The 15,007-nt window shown below is 68.0% G+C and carries 14 protein-coding genes and 1 tRNA gene; 6 read left to right on the top strand and 9 right to left on the bottom strand.

Annotation, left to right across the window (positions count from 1 at the left end):
• The coding region (locus tag ACE3QP_RS03015; protein WP_374433448.1) for an ATP-binding protein at positions 1-446 on the top strand (446 nt) is incomplete at its 5' end.
• Between the two features lie 209 nt (positions 447-655).
• Here ACE3QP_RS03015 and ACE3QP_RS03010 read toward each other — a convergent pair.
• Positions 656-731 (bottom strand) — tRNA-Ala (locus tag ACE3QP_RS03010).
• Between the two features lie 168 nt (positions 732-899).
• Between ACE3QP_RS03010 and ACE3QP_RS03005 the strand changes: the two genes are divergently transcribed.
• The 5 genes from ACE3QP_RS03005 to ACE3QP_RS02985 are packed head-to-tail and all read left to right on the top strand — an operon-like array spanning position 900 to position 8,146.
• Complete coding sequence (locus ACE3QP_RS03005) at positions 900-1,319, top strand: rubrerythrin family protein (protein WP_198109994.1); 420 nt, start codon at positions 900-902, stop codon at positions 1,317-1,319.
• Between the two features lie 57 nt (positions 1,320-1,376).
• On the top strand, positions 1,377-2,726 hold the full coding sequence (locus tag ACE3QP_RS03000) for a (Fe-S)-binding protein (RefSeq protein WP_374433446.1): 1,350 nt from the start codon (positions 1,377-1,379) through the stop codon (positions 2,724-2,726).
• A 4-nt stretch (positions 2,727-2,730) separates the two neighbouring features.
• The gene (locus ACE3QP_RS02995; protein WP_374433444.1) at positions 2,731-3,312 is read left to right on the top strand and encodes a DUF3501 family protein; all 582 of its coding nucleotides are present in this window, start codon (positions 2,731-2,733) and stop codon (positions 3,310-3,312) included.
• Between the two features lie 28 nt (positions 3,313-3,340).
• Positions 3,341-6,853 carry a DNA polymerase III subunit alpha gene (dnaE, locus tag ACE3QP_RS02990; RefSeq protein ID WP_374433443.1) on the top strand — a complete coding sequence of 1,171 codons (3,513 nt, stop codon included), beginning with the start codon at positions 3,341-3,343 and terminating at the stop codon, positions 6,851-6,853.
• A gap of 9 nt (positions 6,854-6,862) precedes the next feature.
• Positions 6,863-8,146, top strand: coding sequence for a patatin-like phospholipase family protein (locus ACE3QP_RS02985; RefSeq protein ID WP_374433442.1), 1,284 nt, complete (start codon positions 6,863-6,865; stop codon positions 8,144-8,146).
• Here ACE3QP_RS02985 and ACE3QP_RS02980 read toward each other — a convergent pair.
• Genes ACE3QP_RS02980 through ACE3QP_RS02945 form a run of 8 tightly spaced genes read right to left on the bottom strand, consistent with a single transcriptional unit; the run spans position 8,127 to position 15,007 of the window.
• The gene (locus ACE3QP_RS02980) at positions 8,127-9,875 is read right to left on the bottom strand and encodes an ABC transporter transmembrane domain-containing protein (RefSeq protein WP_374433440.1); all 1,749 of its coding nucleotides are present in this window, start codon (positions 9,873-9,875) and stop codon (positions 8,127-8,129) included. The genes ACE3QP_RS02985 and ACE3QP_RS02980 overlap by 20 nt on opposite strands.
• Positions 9,872-10,645: a glycosyltransferase family 25 protein gene (locus ACE3QP_RS02975; protein WP_374433439.1), complete on the bottom strand. Its 774-nt coding sequence runs from the start codon at positions 10,643-10,645 to the stop codon at positions 9,872-9,874. Before ACE3QP_RS02975 ends, ACE3QP_RS02980 begins: the two co-directional genes overlap by 4 nt.
• Positions 10,642-11,520, bottom strand: coding sequence for a Kdo hydroxylase family protein (locus ACE3QP_RS02970; RefSeq protein WP_374433437.1), 879 nt, complete (start codon positions 11,518-11,520; stop codon positions 10,642-10,644). Before ACE3QP_RS02970 ends, ACE3QP_RS02975 begins: the two co-directional genes overlap by 4 nt.
• A complete protein-coding gene (locus ACE3QP_RS02965; protein WP_374433435.1) occupies positions 11,513-12,529 on the bottom strand; it encodes a glycosyltransferase family 2 protein in 1,017 nt (338 codons plus the stop codon). Before ACE3QP_RS02965 ends, ACE3QP_RS02970 begins: the two co-directional genes overlap by 8 nt.
• Entirely contained in the window at positions 12,529-13,269 is a 741-nt protein-coding gene (locus ACE3QP_RS02960) for a glycosyltransferase (protein ID WP_198109985.1), read from the bottom strand. Before ACE3QP_RS02960 ends, ACE3QP_RS02965 begins: the two co-directional genes overlap by 1 nt.
• A complete protein-coding gene (locus ACE3QP_RS02955; RefSeq protein WP_374433434.1) occupies positions 13,266-14,408 on the bottom strand; it encodes a lipopolysaccharide assembly protein LapB in 1,143 nt (380 codons plus the stop codon). Before ACE3QP_RS02955 ends, ACE3QP_RS02960 begins: the two co-directional genes overlap by 4 nt.
• Positions 14,398-14,688, bottom strand: a complete 291-nt coding sequence (locus tag ACE3QP_RS02950) for a lipopolysaccharide assembly protein LapA domain-containing protein (protein ID WP_198109983.1) — start codon at positions 14,686-14,688, stop codon at positions 14,398-14,400. The genes ACE3QP_RS02955 and ACE3QP_RS02950 overlap by 11 nt, the downstream gene beginning before the upstream one ends.
• A 4-nt stretch (positions 14,689-14,692) precedes the next feature.
• A complete protein-coding gene (locus ACE3QP_RS02945; RefSeq protein WP_198109982.1) occupies positions 14,693-15,007 on the bottom strand; it encodes an integration host factor subunit beta in 315 nt (104 codons plus the stop codon).

Here is a 15,007-nt window from a genome sequence, read left to right as displayed (position 1 = left end):
ACTTGGTGATCCTGGGCCCGACCGGCGTGGGCAAGACCTGGTTGGCCTGTGCCTTCGCGGCGCAGGCCTGCCGGCTGCGCCTGGCGGCCACCTTCTGCCGGGCCAGCCAGCTCTTCGCCGATATCGGTGTCGCGGTACTGGATGGCTCGCTGCCTCGGCTGAAGCTGGCCCTGACCAAGCCCACGCTGCTGGTCATCGACGATCTCGGGGTGGGCGAGATGTCGCTGCAGGCTGCCCATGTGCTGCTGGAGGTGGTCGACCGGCGCATGCGCACCGGGTCTTTGCTGATCACCAGCCAGTACCCGACCGATCAGTGGCACGGCTTCTTCCCAGATCCCACCCTTGCCGACGCGGTGCTGGACCGGGTCATCCACCAGTCGCATCGCATCACCCTCAAGGGTGAGTCGATGCGCAAGCTCAGGGCCAAGCGGCAGATGCAGGGATAGCTCCCGCTGCTGACCGTGCCGGTCCGGGTGTTCAGCTCGGACTGGGGCGGCTGTTCAGGTTGGGCTGAACTGGGTGGTCAAGTCGGAGTGAAGCACGCACGTTGGCACACGGTGGGCACAGATGGGCACATGTGCCCATCTGTGCCCAAGAAGCAGAAAACAAAAAGGGCCTGACCGAAGCCAAGCCCTTGATGCAATTGCAGAAATTGTGGTGGAGAGGAGGAGGATCGAACTCCCGACCTTCGCATTGCGAACGCGACGCTCTCCCAGCTGAGCTACCCCCCCACAGAAGAGGCCGAGACTGTAGCACAGCCCCGGCATGGGCCTGCCGCGCGCATAGCGGCCTCCTATCCGAACTATTGCGAACCCTTATTGGTGGCGGTGCAGCGATTGGAGTAGCGTCATTGCGCTCCGCCATCTGGCGGTTCTTCCGTTCACCTTGGAGAGACAGACATGGGACTCAAAGGATCGAAGACCGAGCAGAACCTGAAGGACGCGTTCGCCGGTGAATCGCAAGCCAACCGGCGCTACCTCTACTTCGCCAACAAGGCCGATGTGGAAGGGCAGAACGATGTGGCGGCGTTGTTCCGCTCCACCGCCGAGGGGGAAACCGGCCACGCGCATGGGCACCTGGAGTTTTTGGAGCAGGTGGGCGACCCGGCCACCGGGCTGCCGATCGGCAACACGCGCCAGAACCTGGCCGCGGCCATTGCCGGCGAGACCCATGAGTACACCGACATGTACCCGGGCATGGCCAAGACCGCGCGCGACGAGGGCTTTGACGAGATTGCCGACTGGTTCGAGACCCTGGCCAAGGCCGAGCGCTCGCACGCCAACCGCTATGCGAAGGCGCTGGAGCAACTGGTTGACTGAGGACGGGAGCTGAGTGGACGGCGGCGCCTGCGGGCGCCGCTTTTGCAAGGAGGCCGCATGGACAAGCGCGAAGGCAATCTGGAAGCCCCGACCCGCCACCCGGTGGATTGGAAGAACCCGGCCTTCTACGACGAGCAGGCCTGCCTGGACGAGATGGGGCGGATCTTCGACATCTGCCACGGCTGCCGCCGCTGTGTGAGCCTGTGCCAGAGCTTCCCGATCCTGTTCGACCTGGTGGACGCGACCAGCGATGGCGAACTGCATGAGGTCCCGCGTGCGGCGTACTGGAAGGTCGTCGACCAGTGCTACCTGTGCGACCTCTGCTACCTGACCAAATGCCCCTACGTGCCGCCGCACGCCTGGAACCTCGACTTCCCGCACACCATGCTGCGCGCCAAGGCGATCCAGTTCAAGCGGGGCGAGGTCGGGGCCGGGGCACGCTTTCTGGCCAGCACCGATGTGCATGGCAGTTTCGCGGGCATTCCCATCGTGGTGCAGGCGGTCAATGCCGTGAACCGCACTGGCCTGGCGCGCAAGGCCATGGACAAGACCCTGGGCGTGCACCCCGAGGCCTGGATGCCCGAACTGGCTACGCAACGCTTTCGCTGGGGCGCCGCCAAGTCGTCCGCCCAGGTCTGCACCAACGGCGAGCGCACGCCGGGCAAGGTGGCGATCTTTTCCACCTGCTATGTGAACTACAACGAGCCCGGCATCGGCCACGATCTGCTGAAGGTCCTGGCGCACAACGACATCCCCTACGTCATCGTCGAGAAGGAGGCCTGCTGCGGCATGCCCAAGTTCGAGCTCGGCGATCTGGAGTCCGTCGAGAAGCACAAGGACAAGAACATCCCCGTGCTGGCGCGCTACGCGGCCGAGGGCTACGCCATCCTCTCGGCCATTCCCAGCTGCACGCTGATGTGCAAGCAGGAACTGCCGCATCTGTTCCCCGAGGAAGCGGCGGTTCAGGCCGTCAAGGCGGCGGTCTGGGATCCCTTCGAGTACCTGATGGCCCGCCACAAGGATGGGCTGCTGAAGCTGGACTTCAAGACCGCGCTCGGCCGGGTCAGCTACCACATCCCCTGCCACGGCCGGGTGCAGAAGATCGGGCGCAAGACCGAGGAAATGTTCAAGCTCATCGGCCAGAGCGTCAGCGTGCAGCTGAACACCGTTGAGCGCTGCTCCGGCCATGCCGGCACCTATGGCGTGAAGACGGCGCACCACCTGGACGCGCTGAAGATCGGCAAGCCCGTCTTCAAGGCCATGGCCAAAGATGAGCCCGATGTCATCAGCAGCGACTGCGCGCTGGCCGGCCACCACATTGCCCAGGGCATGCAACAGGCCGGCACGCCGGCCAAGGCCCTGGCCCACCCGCTGACGCTGATGCGCCGCGCCTACGGCTTGGAGTGAGCCCATGTCCATCACCGCCGAATCCCTGCAAAGCCTGGAAGCCTGGAGCAAGGCCCGCAAGACGCTGCGGCCGGAGCTGATCGCCCATCGCCGCCGGCGCAGCGTGGCACTGGGCGAGCACATGAACCTGCAGTTCGAGGACGAACGCACCATCCGCTACCAGATTCAGGAGATGCTGCGCATCGAAAAGATCTTCGAGGAGGAGGGCATCCAGGCCGAGATCGACGCCTATGCCCCGCTGGTGCCCGATGGCACGAACTGGAAGGCGACGATGCTGCTGGAGTACCCCGACCCGCACGAGCGCAAGCGCGAGCTGGCGCGGCTGGTGGGTGTGGAGGACCGGATGTTCGTGGAGGTGGAAGGGCACGCGCGGGTCTACGCCATTGCCGACGAAGACCTGGAACGCGAGACGCCCGAGAAGACCTCCTCGGTGCACTTCCTGCGCTTCGAGTTCAGCGCCGCGCAGCGCGAAGCCATCCTTGCCGGCGCGGCCGTGCGCCTGGGTTGCGACCACACGAACTACCCGGCGCACCTGAGCCTCCCGGCCGAGACCCTGGCCAGCTTGGCGGGCGACCTTCACAGCTGAGCGCGGAGCCCGGCGGCACAATGCCGCGATGACGTTTTGCCATCTCCGCGCCCACACCGAATTTGCCGTCGTGGACGGCACCTTGCGCATCGACGACGCCGTCAAGGCCGCTGCCAAGGACAACCAGCCGGCCATGGCCGTCACCGACCTTGCCAACCTCTTTGGTGCGGTCAAGTTCTACAAGGCCGCGCGCAAAAAGGGTGTCAAACCCATCCTGGGTGCCGATTGCTGGCTGGAGCCCGAGGGTGCGCAGCTGCCCGGCACGCCGCCGCAGGCGCCGGCGCGCGTGCTGCTGCTGGTGCAGAACAGCCAGGGCTATCTGAACCTGTGTGAACTGCTCAGCCGCGCCTGGGTGGGCAATGTGATCCGCAACCAGGCCTGCCTGAAGCGGGAGTGGCTGGCCGAGCTGAACGGGGGGCTGATCTGCCTCTCGGGCTTTGCCAGCGGTCCGCTGGCCGCGCCGCTGCAGGCGGGTGACACCGCCAAGGCAGACGCCATCGCGCAGGAACTGGCAGCCGCCTTCTCCGGGCGCTTCTACGTCGAACTGCAGCGCGTGCAGGGCCAGCTGAACGAGCGCCTGCTGCGCGCCAGCTGCCTGCTCGCCAGCCGCCTGGGCCTGCCGGTGGTGGCCACCCACCCGATCCAGTTCCTGGAGGAGGAGGAATTCACCGCCCACGAGGCTCGCGTCTGCATCGCCGAGGGTGAGACCCTGGACAACCCCAAGCGCGTCAAGCGCTTCACGCCGGACCAGCATTTCAAGAGCCAGGCCGAAATGGCGGCGCGCTTTGCCGACATTCCGGTGGCGCTGGCCAACACGCTGGCGATTGCCGAGCGCTGCTCGATCGAGCTGGTGCTGGGCAAGCCGCGCCTGCCGGACTTCCCCACGCCGCTGCTGGAGGATGGCACGCCCATGCCAATGGCGGACTACTTCCGCCAGCTCAGCTTCGAGGGACTCGAGGCCCGGCTGCAGCATCTGTACCCGAACGAGGCCAAGCGCGAGGCCGAGCGCCCGCGCTATGTGGAGCGCCTGGAGTTCGAGCTTGCCACGATCATCAAGATGGGCTTCCCGGGCTACTTCCTGATCGTGGCGGACTTCATCACCTGGGCCAAGGCGAATGGCTGCCCGGTGGGTCCGGGCCGGGGTTCGGGCGCGGGTTCGCTGGTGGCCTACGCGCTCTCCATCACCGACCTGGACCCGCTGGCCTACAACCTGCTGTTCGAGCGCTTCCTGAACCCTGAGCGCGTCTCGATGCCCGACTTCGACATCGACTTCTGCCAGGGCAACCGGGATCGCGTGATCGACTACGTGAAGGACAAGTACGGCCGCGATGCGGTGAGCCAGATCGCCACCTTCGGCACCATGGCCGCCAAGGCCGCGCTGCGCGACGTGGGCCGCGTGCTGGGCATGAGCTACGGGCATGTGGACGGCATCGCCAAGCTCATTCCAGCGCCGCCGGGCAAGACCGTGACCCTGGCCAAGGTGCCTGAGAAGCCCGACACCAGCATCATCTACGCGCGCCAAGAGGCGCCCGAGCTGGAACAGCGCGAGGCCGCGGAAGAGGAGGTGGCCACGCTCTTGGGCCTGGCCACGCAGGTCGAGGGCATCGTGCGCAACATCGGCATGCATGCCGGCGGCGTGCTGATCGCGCCGGGCAAGATCACCGACTTCTGCCCGCTCTACCAGCAGCCCGGCAGCGATTCGGCGGTGAGCCAGTACGACAAGGACGACGTCGAAGCCATCGGCCTGGTGAAGTTCGACTTCCTGGGCCTGGCCACGCTGACCATCCTGGAGCTGGCCAAGAAGTACATCTGCGACAAGCTCAAGCCCGACTTCGCCTACGAGAACCTGCCGATCGACGACGCGAAGACCTACAAACTCTTCAGCGACGGCAAGACCGAGGCGGTGTTCCAGTTTGAATCCAGCGGCATGCAGAAGATGCTGCGCGAGGCCAAGCCCACTCGTCTGGAGGACCTGATCGCCCTGAACGCCATGTTCCGCCCCGGCCCGCTGGAGAACATCCCGAGCTTTTGCGCGCGCAAGAACGGCAAGGAAAAGATCGAGTACCCGCATGAGCTGCTGGGCCAGGTGCTGAACGAGACCTACGGCATCTTTGTGTACCAGGAGCAGGTGATGCAGGCCGCGCAACTGATGGGCGGCTACAGCCTGGGCGGCGCCGACCTGCTGCGGCGTGCCATGGGCAAGAAGAAGGCCGAGGAGATGGCCCAGCACCGCGAGATCTTCCGCACCGGCGCCGCCAAGCTGAACATCAGCACCGAGAAGGCCGACGAGGTCTTCGACCTGATGGAGAAGTTCGCCGGCTATGGCTTCAACAAGAGCCACGCCGCCGCCTACTCGCTGCTGGCGTACCACACCGGCTACATCAAGGTGCACTACACGGCCGAGTTCTTCGCGGCCAACATGACGATCGAATCGGACAACACGGACAAGCTCAAGATCCTGTTGGCCGACGCCAAGGCCTTTGGCATCGACTTCCAGCCGCCCTGCGTGAACCGCAGCGAGCTGAAGTTCGTGCCGCTGGGCAAGAAGCTGATCAGCTACGGCCTGGGGGCCATCAAGGGCACGGGCGCGGGTGCCATCGAGGTGATCGAGCGCGTGCGGCGCGAGGGCGGGCCCTTCAAGAGCCTGTTCGACTTCTGCGCCCGCATGGATCGCCGCACGGTGAACAAGCGCGTCGTCGAGGCGCTGGTGAAGGCCGGCGCTTTCGACACCCTGCACGCCGAGCGCGAGCGCGTGCTGGAGTCCGTCGGCCTGGCCTTTCAACATGCCGAGCAGCTGGAGGCCAATGCCGCCCAGGGCGGGCTGTTTGACTTTGCCGATGCCCCGGCCAGCGAGCCCGATCTGCTCGAAGCCAAGCCCTGGGGCGTGCGCGAGCGTCTGAGCCTGGAGAAGGCGGCGATCGGCTTCTATCTGAGCGGCCATCTGTTCGACGAGCACGCCGCCGAGGTGCGCCGCCTGGTACCCAAGCAGCTCAACGAGCTGGAGGACAGCCGCGAGCCCACGCTGATCACCGGCATCGTCTCGGACCTGCGCGTCATCAACGGCGCACGTGGCCGCGTGGCGATCTTCAAGCTCGACGACGGCAGCGGCGTGCTGGAGGTGGCCTGCAATGGCGAGCTCTACGACCAGCACAAGGAGCTGCTGACCGAGGACACCCTGGTGCTGGTGCAGGCCAATGTGCGCTTCGACCGCTTCAGCGGGGGCCTGCGCGCCAATGCCCAGCAGGTGCTGGACCTGGCCGGTGCGCGCGCCCGCTTCGCCAAGGCCCTGCGCGTGGAGCTGCCGCGGCCCAGCGAGGCTCAGGTGGCGGCGCTGAAGGCCTGGGTGCTGCGCCACCCGCCGCAGACCGTGGCGCATGAAGAGGGCAGCGTGCAGCGCGGCCTGCCCATTCGCTGGAGCCTGCAGCTGCCGGGTGTGGCTGCAGATGTGGAGCTGGGCGCGGCCTCATTGCACTGGCCCAGCGATGCCGCACTGTTGGAGTTGCAGCACATCGGCCTGCCAGCCCAGCTGGTGTACCGATAAGCTGCCTCGGTGTCTGTCCAGAACCCGCCCACCACTGGCCTGATCCTCACCGGCGGCGGCGCGCGCGCCGCCTACCAGGTGGGGGTGCTGCAGGCGATCGCGCAGATCCGCCGCGATGCCGGTGTGAAGGGCAACCCCTTCCAGGTCATTGCCGGCACCTCGGCCGGGGCCATCAATGCCTGCACCCTGGCCTGCGAGGCCGACCATTTCGATCTCGCGGTGGATGCGCTGGTGCGCATGTGGTCGCGCCTGCATGTCGAGCAGGTCTACCGGGCCGACCCCTTTGGCGTGATGCGCACCGGCGGGCGCTGGGTCACCATGATGACGCTGGGCTGGGCCATCCAGCGCTGGCGCAAGACGCAGCCGCGCAGCCTGCTGGACAACGAGCCGCTGGGTGAGCTGCTGCAGCGCGCCGTGCGCTTCGAGCGCCTGCCGCAGCTGCTGCGTGAAGGGCATCTCCATGCACTGGCCGTCACCGGCTCCAGCTACAGCACCGGCTACCACGTCAGCTTCTACCAGTCCGCCAAGACGGTGGAGCCGTGGATGCGCTCACAGCGCATGGCGGTGGACACCGAGATCACGCACAAGCACCTGCTGGCCTCCAGCGCCATTCCCTTCATCTTCCCGGCCCAGAAGCTGGAGCTGCTGGGCCATGAGGAATGGTTTGGCGATGGCTCAATGCGCCAGAACGCGCCCATCTCACCGGCCGTGCATCTGGGCGCCGAGCGCATCCTGGTGATTGGTGCCGGGCGCATGCAGGAGGCCGGTCAGGCCCCCGATCTGCGTCTGCCCGCCACCGGCCACCCCAGCATGGCGCAGATCGCCGGCCATGCGCTGTCCAACATCTTCCTGGATGCGCTGTCGGTGGACATCGAACGCCTTCAGCGCATCAACAAGACTCTGGCCCTGCTGCCTCCTGAGGCGCGCGAGGCCACGCCGTTGCGCCCGCTGGAGGTGCTGGTGATCGCGCCGAGCCGGCGCCTGGACGAGCTGGCCGGCCTGCATCAGCACGAGCTGCCCGCCACCATGCGGGCGCTGCTGGGCACGGTGGGGGTGACGGGGCACGGTGCCGATGCGCGCGGCACCGTGCTGTCGAGCTACCTGCTGTTCGAGCCTGGCTACACCACCGAGCTGATCCTGCTCGGCATGGTGGACACGCTGCGGCGCCGGGCCGATGTGCAGCGCTTCTTCGGCTGGCCCGAGCAACCGACCGAAACCCCCTGGCCCAAGCAGGGCCGCGCCGCCTACCCGGCGGAAAGCGAAGCCGAGCCGCTCATTCCGCAGCCAGGCTGACCAGTGCGGCGTAGCTGCCGCCCAGGGCCAGCAGCTCGGCATGCGTGCCCGCTTCCACCACGCGGCCGGCCTGCAGCACGAAGATGCGGTCGGCATGGCGCACGGTGGATAGCCGGTGCGCGATCAAGATCAAGGTCTTGTGCCCCTGGTGGCGCGCCAAGGCCTCTTGCACCGCACGTTCGCTCTCGGTGTCCAGGGCCGAGGTGGCCTCGTCGAAGATCCAGATCGGCGCATCCCGGTAGAGCGCGCGCGCAATCGCCAAACGCTGGCGCTGACCGCCGCTGAGGGTGCTGCCGTTGGCGCCGATGCGCGTCTGCAGGCCCTCGGGCAGGGTCTGCACGAAGTCCCACAGCGCTGCGTCGCGTAGCGCGGCCTCGGCCCTGGCCGGATCCGGCACCTGCGCGTAGCAGACGTTGGCCAGCAGGCTGTCGTCGAACAGCACGATGTCCTGGCTGACGACGGCAAACTGGCGGCGCAGCGCGGCCAGGCTGAGCGTGCGGCTGTCTACGCCGTCGATCAGGATGCTGCCGGCATCCGGCTGGGCCAGGCCTTGCAGCAGGTGGATGACGCTGCTCTTGCCTGCGCCCGAGGGGCCGACCAGGGCTACGGTCTGGCCGGCCTGCACCTGCAGGCTCAGGCCGTCCAGGGCCGGGCCGGCGCCGCCGGGGTAGCTCAGGCGCAGGTCCTGCAGGCGGATCTCGCCGCGCACCGGTTCGGGCAATTCGTCGCGGCCGGGGTCCTGCTCGGCCGGGGTGTCCAGCAGCTCCATGCTGCCGCGCGCCACGATCAGGCCGTTGGTGATGGGCTGCGCCACATCGGTGAGGTGGCGGGCTCGGCTCATCAGGCCGAGCAGGGCGGTGACGAAGGCGGCGAACTCGCCCGGCGTCACACCGGTCTGGCGGCCCTGGTAGAGCGCCAGCGCGACGATGAGCGAGAGCCCGGCCGCGCTGATCAGCTGCGAGAGCGGCTGCGACATCGCGTTCGCCGCGGCCTGCTTCAGCGTTTGGCGGCGCAGATGGCCAGCGGTTTCGGCAAAACGGGCGCGCTCGTGCGGCTCGGCGTTGAAGCTGCGCACCAGGCGCCAGGCGCGCGCCACGTCGTCCACCACGCCGGAGAGCTGGATCTGCGCGTCATAGGCCACCGAGCCGACCTTGCGCACGCGCCGGTTGACCTTGCGCAGCACCAGCGCCAGGGCGGGCAGGGTGGCCAGGGTCAGCAGCGTGAGCTGCCAGTTGGTGTAAAGCAGGTAGCCGAGCAGGGCGATGGCGGGCAGGCCATCGCGCAGCAGCACCACGGCCGAGAGCGCCAGCAGGCTGACGGCCTGCTGCGGGTCAGCCACCACCTTGGTGACGGCCGCACCGCCCGGCATCTGGGTGAAGGCGCGCGCATCGGCACGCAGCAGCGCGTCCATCAGCGCGCGGCGCAGGTCCAGCACGGTGCGGCCGATGGTCCAGTGCAGCAGGTACTGGCCCAGGAAGGCAAACAGGCCGCGCAGCGCGAACAGGCTGATCAGCACGGCCGGCACCATCCAAAGCGGGAAGCTGGCGGTGGCGGCAAAGCCCTGGTCCAGCACCAGGTTCAGCAGGTGCGGGATCAGCGGTTCGGTGGCCGCTGCGCCCAGATAGGCCAGAAAGGCCGCCAGCAGGCCGCGGCGGTGCGGCTTGAAGAAGCTCCAGAGCCGGCGCGCAGTGGGCTTGAGTTCGTCGCGGGCCGGGGGCTGACCACTCATGCCGCGCCCTGGCGGCGCTCGCGCACCGTTTCGCGCAGGCCATACAGCAGGCGGCGCAGCTCGTTGCCGGCGCGGTAGGCAAAGGCCGGCAGGCGGCGTGTCCAGTGGAACTTGCGCTTGGCCGGCATGACGATGGTCGTGGCCACCTCCTGGTCGTGCCCACAAGGCGGCGGCACGGCCAGGCGGATCTTCAGGTCGAACACCCAGCCCTGGTCGAACACATGGTCGTAGGGCAGTTGCATGGGCAGCAGGCCGGCCAGGAAGCGTTCGGCGCCGCGGCGGTTCAGCAGGTAGGCACTGGAGCCGGTGCAGCGCGAGAGCATCACGGCCAGTTGGGTCTTGGGCGTGAGCTGCAGATAGCACTGCGGCGTGCCCGAATGCACGGCCGAGAGCTTGACCAGATCCCAGCGCTCGGGGTGCTGCTCCAGGGCCCTGATGACGGCTGGCAGCTCGGCGCCGAGCTGCACATCGTCTTCGAGGATGAGTGCGAACTCCTTGTCGCTGGCCAGGAAGGCGCGCATCACCTCGACATGCGAGAGGTAGCAGCCGAGCTCGCCCGGCACCGGCTGCTTGCCATGCTTGCGGTGGTAGGCCGGTACATCCAGCAGGGCCTGCTGCTCGGGCGTGAAGGCACGCGCGTCCACGGCGCGCTGGCGGGTCCAGGCCAGGCCCAGGCCGTCGAGCTGGGCCGAGATGCTGGCCAGGCGATCGGGCGAGCGATCGAGGTTGATGACCCAGGTGTGCGTGCGGGTCTTGGCGGGTTCACTCATACCAAGGGACGGCCGGTGACGCGTTGCAGGATGGCCAGCGGACTGGCCTGCGGGTTCACCTGCCGGGCGGCGGGCAGGTGCAGGGTCTGTTCCAGCATGTACTGGCCGGCCATCACGGCATGCGAGGTCTGGTCGGAGTAGCAGACCCAAGTCGAGCCGGCCGGGAAGGGCAGGGTCTGCTGCGGGCAGTTCGCCTGATAGTCGGCGTCGCCCTTCATGCCGTCGTGCAGCTGCAGCATCAGGTGGTCGTACTCGCTGCGGTGGGTCTTGGTGACCTTGAGCAGTTGCAGCGCCTTGGCCTGCCAGGGGCGGTAGGGCTTGGCGCGCGGCACGAACTGGCGGGCGATGGCCTCGAAGCCTTCGCCCACGCGCCACACGCGCGGCTGGCCCTGCGGGTTCACATTGGTGAACACGCGCAGGATGCGCTCACCGTAATTGGGCCGGGAAGGAAAGGCGTCGACATGCAGGCGGCGGTCGTCGGCGCGCCAGGATTGCGCACGCGTTTCGACCTGGCTGGGCCGGTAGCTGGTGGGCGCCAAACGCAAGTGCGGCTTGTACTGCGGCGCCAGGGCGTCGATCAGGCTGCAGGCCTGCGCACGAAAACGCGCCAGCAGGGCCGCCAGCTCGGCTTGATCGGCTTCGCTGCCCAGGGCGCCGGCCAGCTTGCCGTCTGCGCGCAGGCTGATGTTGCGCGACTTCGGATTGCGCACCGCCGGGTCCAGGAAGCGCCGCTCCGTGTCTTGCAGTTCAAAGCGCAGGTCCGGAAAGAACAGCACCTTGCCGTCCTCCAGGGCGGCGATGAGCTCGGCGGATGCGGCGGAGCCTGGCAGTCGGGCCCAGTCGCCACCGCTCAGGGTCAGGATGCGGTCAGGCATGGGAGAGCGTGCCCGCGGCAAGGCGGGCTTGACGAAGCCAGTGGCGCAGGCGCAGCGCGCGCCACCACCAGCCACGCGCCACATAGAAGCGCAGCAGCTCGGGCGCCGGCACCGGCGCGTTCTGCTCGAATTGCGCCAGGTAGCGCACCAGGCGGTTGCGGTCCTGCTGGCGGGCGGCGTAATGGCTGGCGATGACGAAGGTCTTGGCGACGAAGTGGGCGGCTGCCAGTCGGGCTTCCCGGTCCAGCGGGGGCTGCTGGGCGTCGATCAGCGCCGCCAGGCCATTCAGCGCGTCCTGCATGTCATCAGTCTTGGCCAGGCTGTTGCTGGCCAGGATGCTGCCCGGTCGCTTGCGGTAGCCGATCCACACCTCGGGCACGTAGTACGCGCAGCGGGCGCGCAGCAGCAGGGCCGGCAGTACGGCGATGTCTTCGAAGCAATGGCCCACCGGGAAGCGCAGGCCCTCCCAGAGTTCGCGCCGCGCCACCTTCGTCCAGAGGTGCAGATGTGCCTGCAGGAACATGCCGGCCAGGATCAGTGAGGCATCGCGACAGGGCTGGCGCGCCGGCATCGTGTGGGTGCGCTTGTGGTGCTCGCCGCGCAGGCGGTGGCGCAGGCGCGGCTTGGCGCGCACGTCGCGAAAGTCGCACAGCGCCAGGTCCACGCCCGGTTGGCGCAGGGCTTCGCGCAAGCTGGCCACGGCGCCGGGTTCCAGGAAGTCGTCGGCGTCGATGAACCAGATCCACTCCCCCTGGGCGGCATCCAGCAGGCGGTTGCGCGCCAGGCTCACGCCGCCGTTCTGCGGCGCGCCCAGTAGGCGCAGGCGGCCCGGGTGCTCCTGGTCGAGCTGGTGCAGCAGTGCGGCCGAGCCATCGGTCGAGGCATCGTCGTACAGCAGCACCTCGGCGCCCTCATCCAGCTGCGCGAGCAGCGATTCGACGCAGGCCCGCAGGTAGGGCTCGACGTTGTAGACCGGCAGCAGCACGCTGAGCCAGGGGCGGGCTGGCATCACTCTTTCCAGTGTTCCGCGATCCAGGGCGCCGGCTGGGCGTGGCGCCAGTTGCCGTTGCTGCGGCCCTCCAGCGCATCGGGCGGGTTCATCACGCCGTGGAAGATGAGGATGCGCGCGCCGGCCGGGATGTGCGGCGGGCGGAAGTAGTTGAGCGGGAAGTTCGGGATGCAGTGGTACTTGTAGCTGGCGCACCAGCGCTTGTCCCAGTACTTCAGCTTGCCCTGGGCGTGCAGGTAGTGGCTGAGGAACTCCTGCTCATTGCGGTGCTTGCGGCGCACTTCGGCCTGGTTGGCGACGAAGTAGTCCAGCATGTCGGCGTGGGCGCCGAGCGTGAAGCGGTAGACCGAGGAGTTGCCGGTCACGCGCCAGGGGCGCTTCCAGTCCTTGATGATGAGGAACTCGCCGGGCTGCTCGAAGAAGGGCGTGATGTCGTCAACGATCACCACGTCCAGATCCAGGAACAGGGCCTGGCCCTGCAGGCCGTAGAGGTCCTTGCGGTAGCTGTTGAGCTTGCGCCAGCCGCCGTCGCGCTTGCTGGCTTGCTGCTCCAGCTCGGGCAGCGGAAAGCATTCCACCTCGGGGCGCACACCGCGGCTGTCGTCGGTCAGGCAGACGAAGCGGAACGGCCCCTTCAGGTGCCGTGCCACCATGCCGTAGAGGCGGTTGACGTACTCGGGGCCGTACTTCGTGCCCCATTTCATGCACATCACGAAGCGGTCTTGGCGTGGGGCGTTCATAGTTCTTCGACGGGGCGGGGCGGGAAGCTGTCCCAGCTGAGACAGCCCGGGCATTGCCAGAAGTAGTGGCCAGATTCGAAGCCACAGGCGGCGCAGCGGTGGCGGGTGCGCGGTTTGGCGGCGCGGTCCAGAGCGGCCTTGAGCTGGGGTGCCACCGCTTCCGGCAGCTCGTTCACCAGCGCCAGCAAACGGCGCGCGCCGTCCAGCGAGCCGGGCTGCTGGCGCAGATGTTCGGCCAGGCGCTCGCGCTGGTGCTCCGGTTCAATGAGGTTCTGGGCCAGCACCAGGGCCAGGGTCGGGGCCTGGGCGTAGCGCTCTTCGAGGGTCTTGAGTGCGCGGCGCGACTGGCCGGCCTGGTAGGCGGCGCGCGCGTAGTCGGCCGCGGCCAGGTTGAAGCTCTCGGGGGCCAACTGCACCAGCTGCTCGAACTGCGTCAGCGCGGCATGGGCGTCGCCATCGCGCAGCAGCCACTGGCCACGCAGCAGCAGGGCGCGCGGGTGCTGGGGGGCGAGCGTCAGGGCCTGGGCCAGCAGCTGACGGGCGCGTTCGCGCTGGCCATCGGCCTCGGCCTGCAGGGCCTGCTCGCACAGGTAATGCGCACGCTGCGACGCAAAGGAGCCGATGCCGCGCGCCTCCAGGCATTCGGCGGTGGCCTGGGCACGCTCCCAGTCGCGCGAGCGCTCGTACAGCGAGAGCAGGGCCAGGTCGGCCTCGGGCTCGAAGGCGGTGCCTTTCAGTGCCAGGTAGGCGGCCTCGGCACGGTCGAACAGGCCGGCCTTGAAGAAGTCCTGCGCCAGCGCGTGCTGCGCCCGGGCGCGCTCAAGCTCGGGCAGGTCGCCACGGTGCAGCAGGTGCTGGTGCACACGCACGGCGCGCTCGGTTTCGCCGCGGCGGCGGAACAGACTGCCGAGCGCGAAGTGCAGGTCCACCGTGTCGGGGTCGAGCTGTACGGCTTCGATGAAGGCGTCGATGGCCTTGTCGTGCTGCTCGTTGAGCAGTAGGTTCAGGCCTTTGAAATAGGCCTGCGGGGCTTCGCGCGGGTCGCGCTTGGCCTGGCGCAGGTCCAGGCGCGAGGCCAGCCAGCCCAGCGCGAACGCGACGGGCAGGATCAGCAGCAGCCAGCGGGGATCAAAGTCCATCGCGCACGCCCTGGGGGGCTTCTTGCAAGGTGCTCAGTTGGGCCTCACGCACCAGCTGCTGGCGGCGTGCCTGGGCGCGTTGGCGCCACCAGGCCGGCGTCATGGCCAGCACGCCCAGTGCCATGCCGGCGGCCAGGCTGACGAGCACCACGAAGATCAGAGGGGTCTGCCAGAAGTAGCCGAAGAACCAGTGCACGGTCACCGTCTGCTGGTTGTTCAGCGAGAACGCGAACAGCGCGAAGAACAGGAAGGCGCGCAGCAGCCACTTCAGGGCACGCATGGAGTCAGGCCTTGCTGATGCTGTCCAGGCCGTCCACGCCACGGGCCTCGACGGCCTCGCGCAGCGCCTTGCCGGGCTTGAAGTGCGGCACCAGCTTCTCGGGGATGGGTACCTGCTCGCCGGTGCGCGGGTTGCGACCCATGCGGGGCGGGCGACGCGAGACGGAAAAACTGCCAAAACCGCGGATCTCGATGCGGTGGCCGCGGGCCAGGGCATCGCTCATCGCATCCAGGATGGTCTTGACCGCGAACTCGGTGTCTTTTTGCGTGATCTGCGGGAAGCGTTCGGCCAGCAGCGTGACGAGGTCGGAGCGGGTCAT

Source organism: Inhella sp. (assembly GCF_041912635.1).
GTDB lineage: Bacteria > Pseudomonadota > Gammaproteobacteria > Burkholderiales > Burkholderiaceae_C > Inhella.
This window is presented reverse-complemented; position numbering and strand designations above follow the sequence as displayed.

What these genes read in the sequence shown, in the direction of transcription:
- ACE3QP_RS02945 (WP_198109982.1), bottom strand. Translation starts at nt 15,007, where the DNA reads ATGACCCGCTCCGACCTCGTCACGCTGCTGGCCGAACGCTTCCCGCAG.
- ACE3QP_RS02965 (WP_374433435.1), bottom strand. Translation starts at nt 12,529, where the DNA reads ATGCCAGCCCGCCCCTGGCTCAGCGTGCTGCTGCCGGTCTACAACGTC.
- ACE3QP_RS02995 (WP_374433444.1), top strand. Translation starts at nt 2,731, where the DNA reads ATGTCCATCACCGCCGAATCCCTGCAAAGCCTGGAAGCCTGGAGCAAG.
- ACE3QP_RS02950 (WP_198109983.1), bottom strand. Translation starts at nt 14,688, where the DNA reads ATGCGTGCCCTGAAGTGGCTGCTGCGCGCCTTCCTGTTCTTCGCGCTG.
- ACE3QP_RS02960 (WP_198109985.1), bottom strand. Translation starts at nt 13,269, where the DNA reads ATGAACGCCCCACGCCAAGACCGCTTCGTGATGTGCATGAAATGGGGC.
- ACE3QP_RS02975 (WP_374433439.1), bottom strand. Translation starts at nt 10,645, where the DNA reads ATGAGTGAACCCGCCAAGACCCGCACGCACACCTGGGTCATCAACCTC.
- ACE3QP_RS03005 (WP_198109994.1), top strand. Translation starts at nt 900, where the DNA reads ATGGGACTCAAAGGATCGAAGACCGAGCAGAACCTGAAGGACGCGTTC.
- ACE3QP_RS02980 (WP_374433440.1), bottom strand. Translation starts at nt 9,875, where the DNA reads ATGAGTGGTCAGCCCCCGGCCCGCGACGAACTCAAGCCCACTGCGCGC.
- dnaE (WP_374433443.1), top strand. Translation starts at nt 3,341, where the DNA reads ATGACGTTTTGCCATCTCCGCGCCCACACCGAATTTGCCGTCGTGGAC.
- ACE3QP_RS03000 (WP_374433446.1), top strand. Translation starts at nt 1,377, where the DNA reads ATGGACAAGCGCGAAGGCAATCTGGAAGCCCCGACCCGCCACCCGGTG.
- ACE3QP_RS02955 (WP_374433434.1), bottom strand. Translation starts at nt 14,408, where the DNA reads ATGGACTTTGATCCCCGCTGGCTGCTGCTGATCCTGCCCGTCGCGTTC.
- ACE3QP_RS02970 (WP_374433437.1), bottom strand. Translation starts at nt 11,520, where the DNA reads ATGCCTGACCGCATCCTGACCCTGAGCGGTGGCGACTGGGCCCGACTG.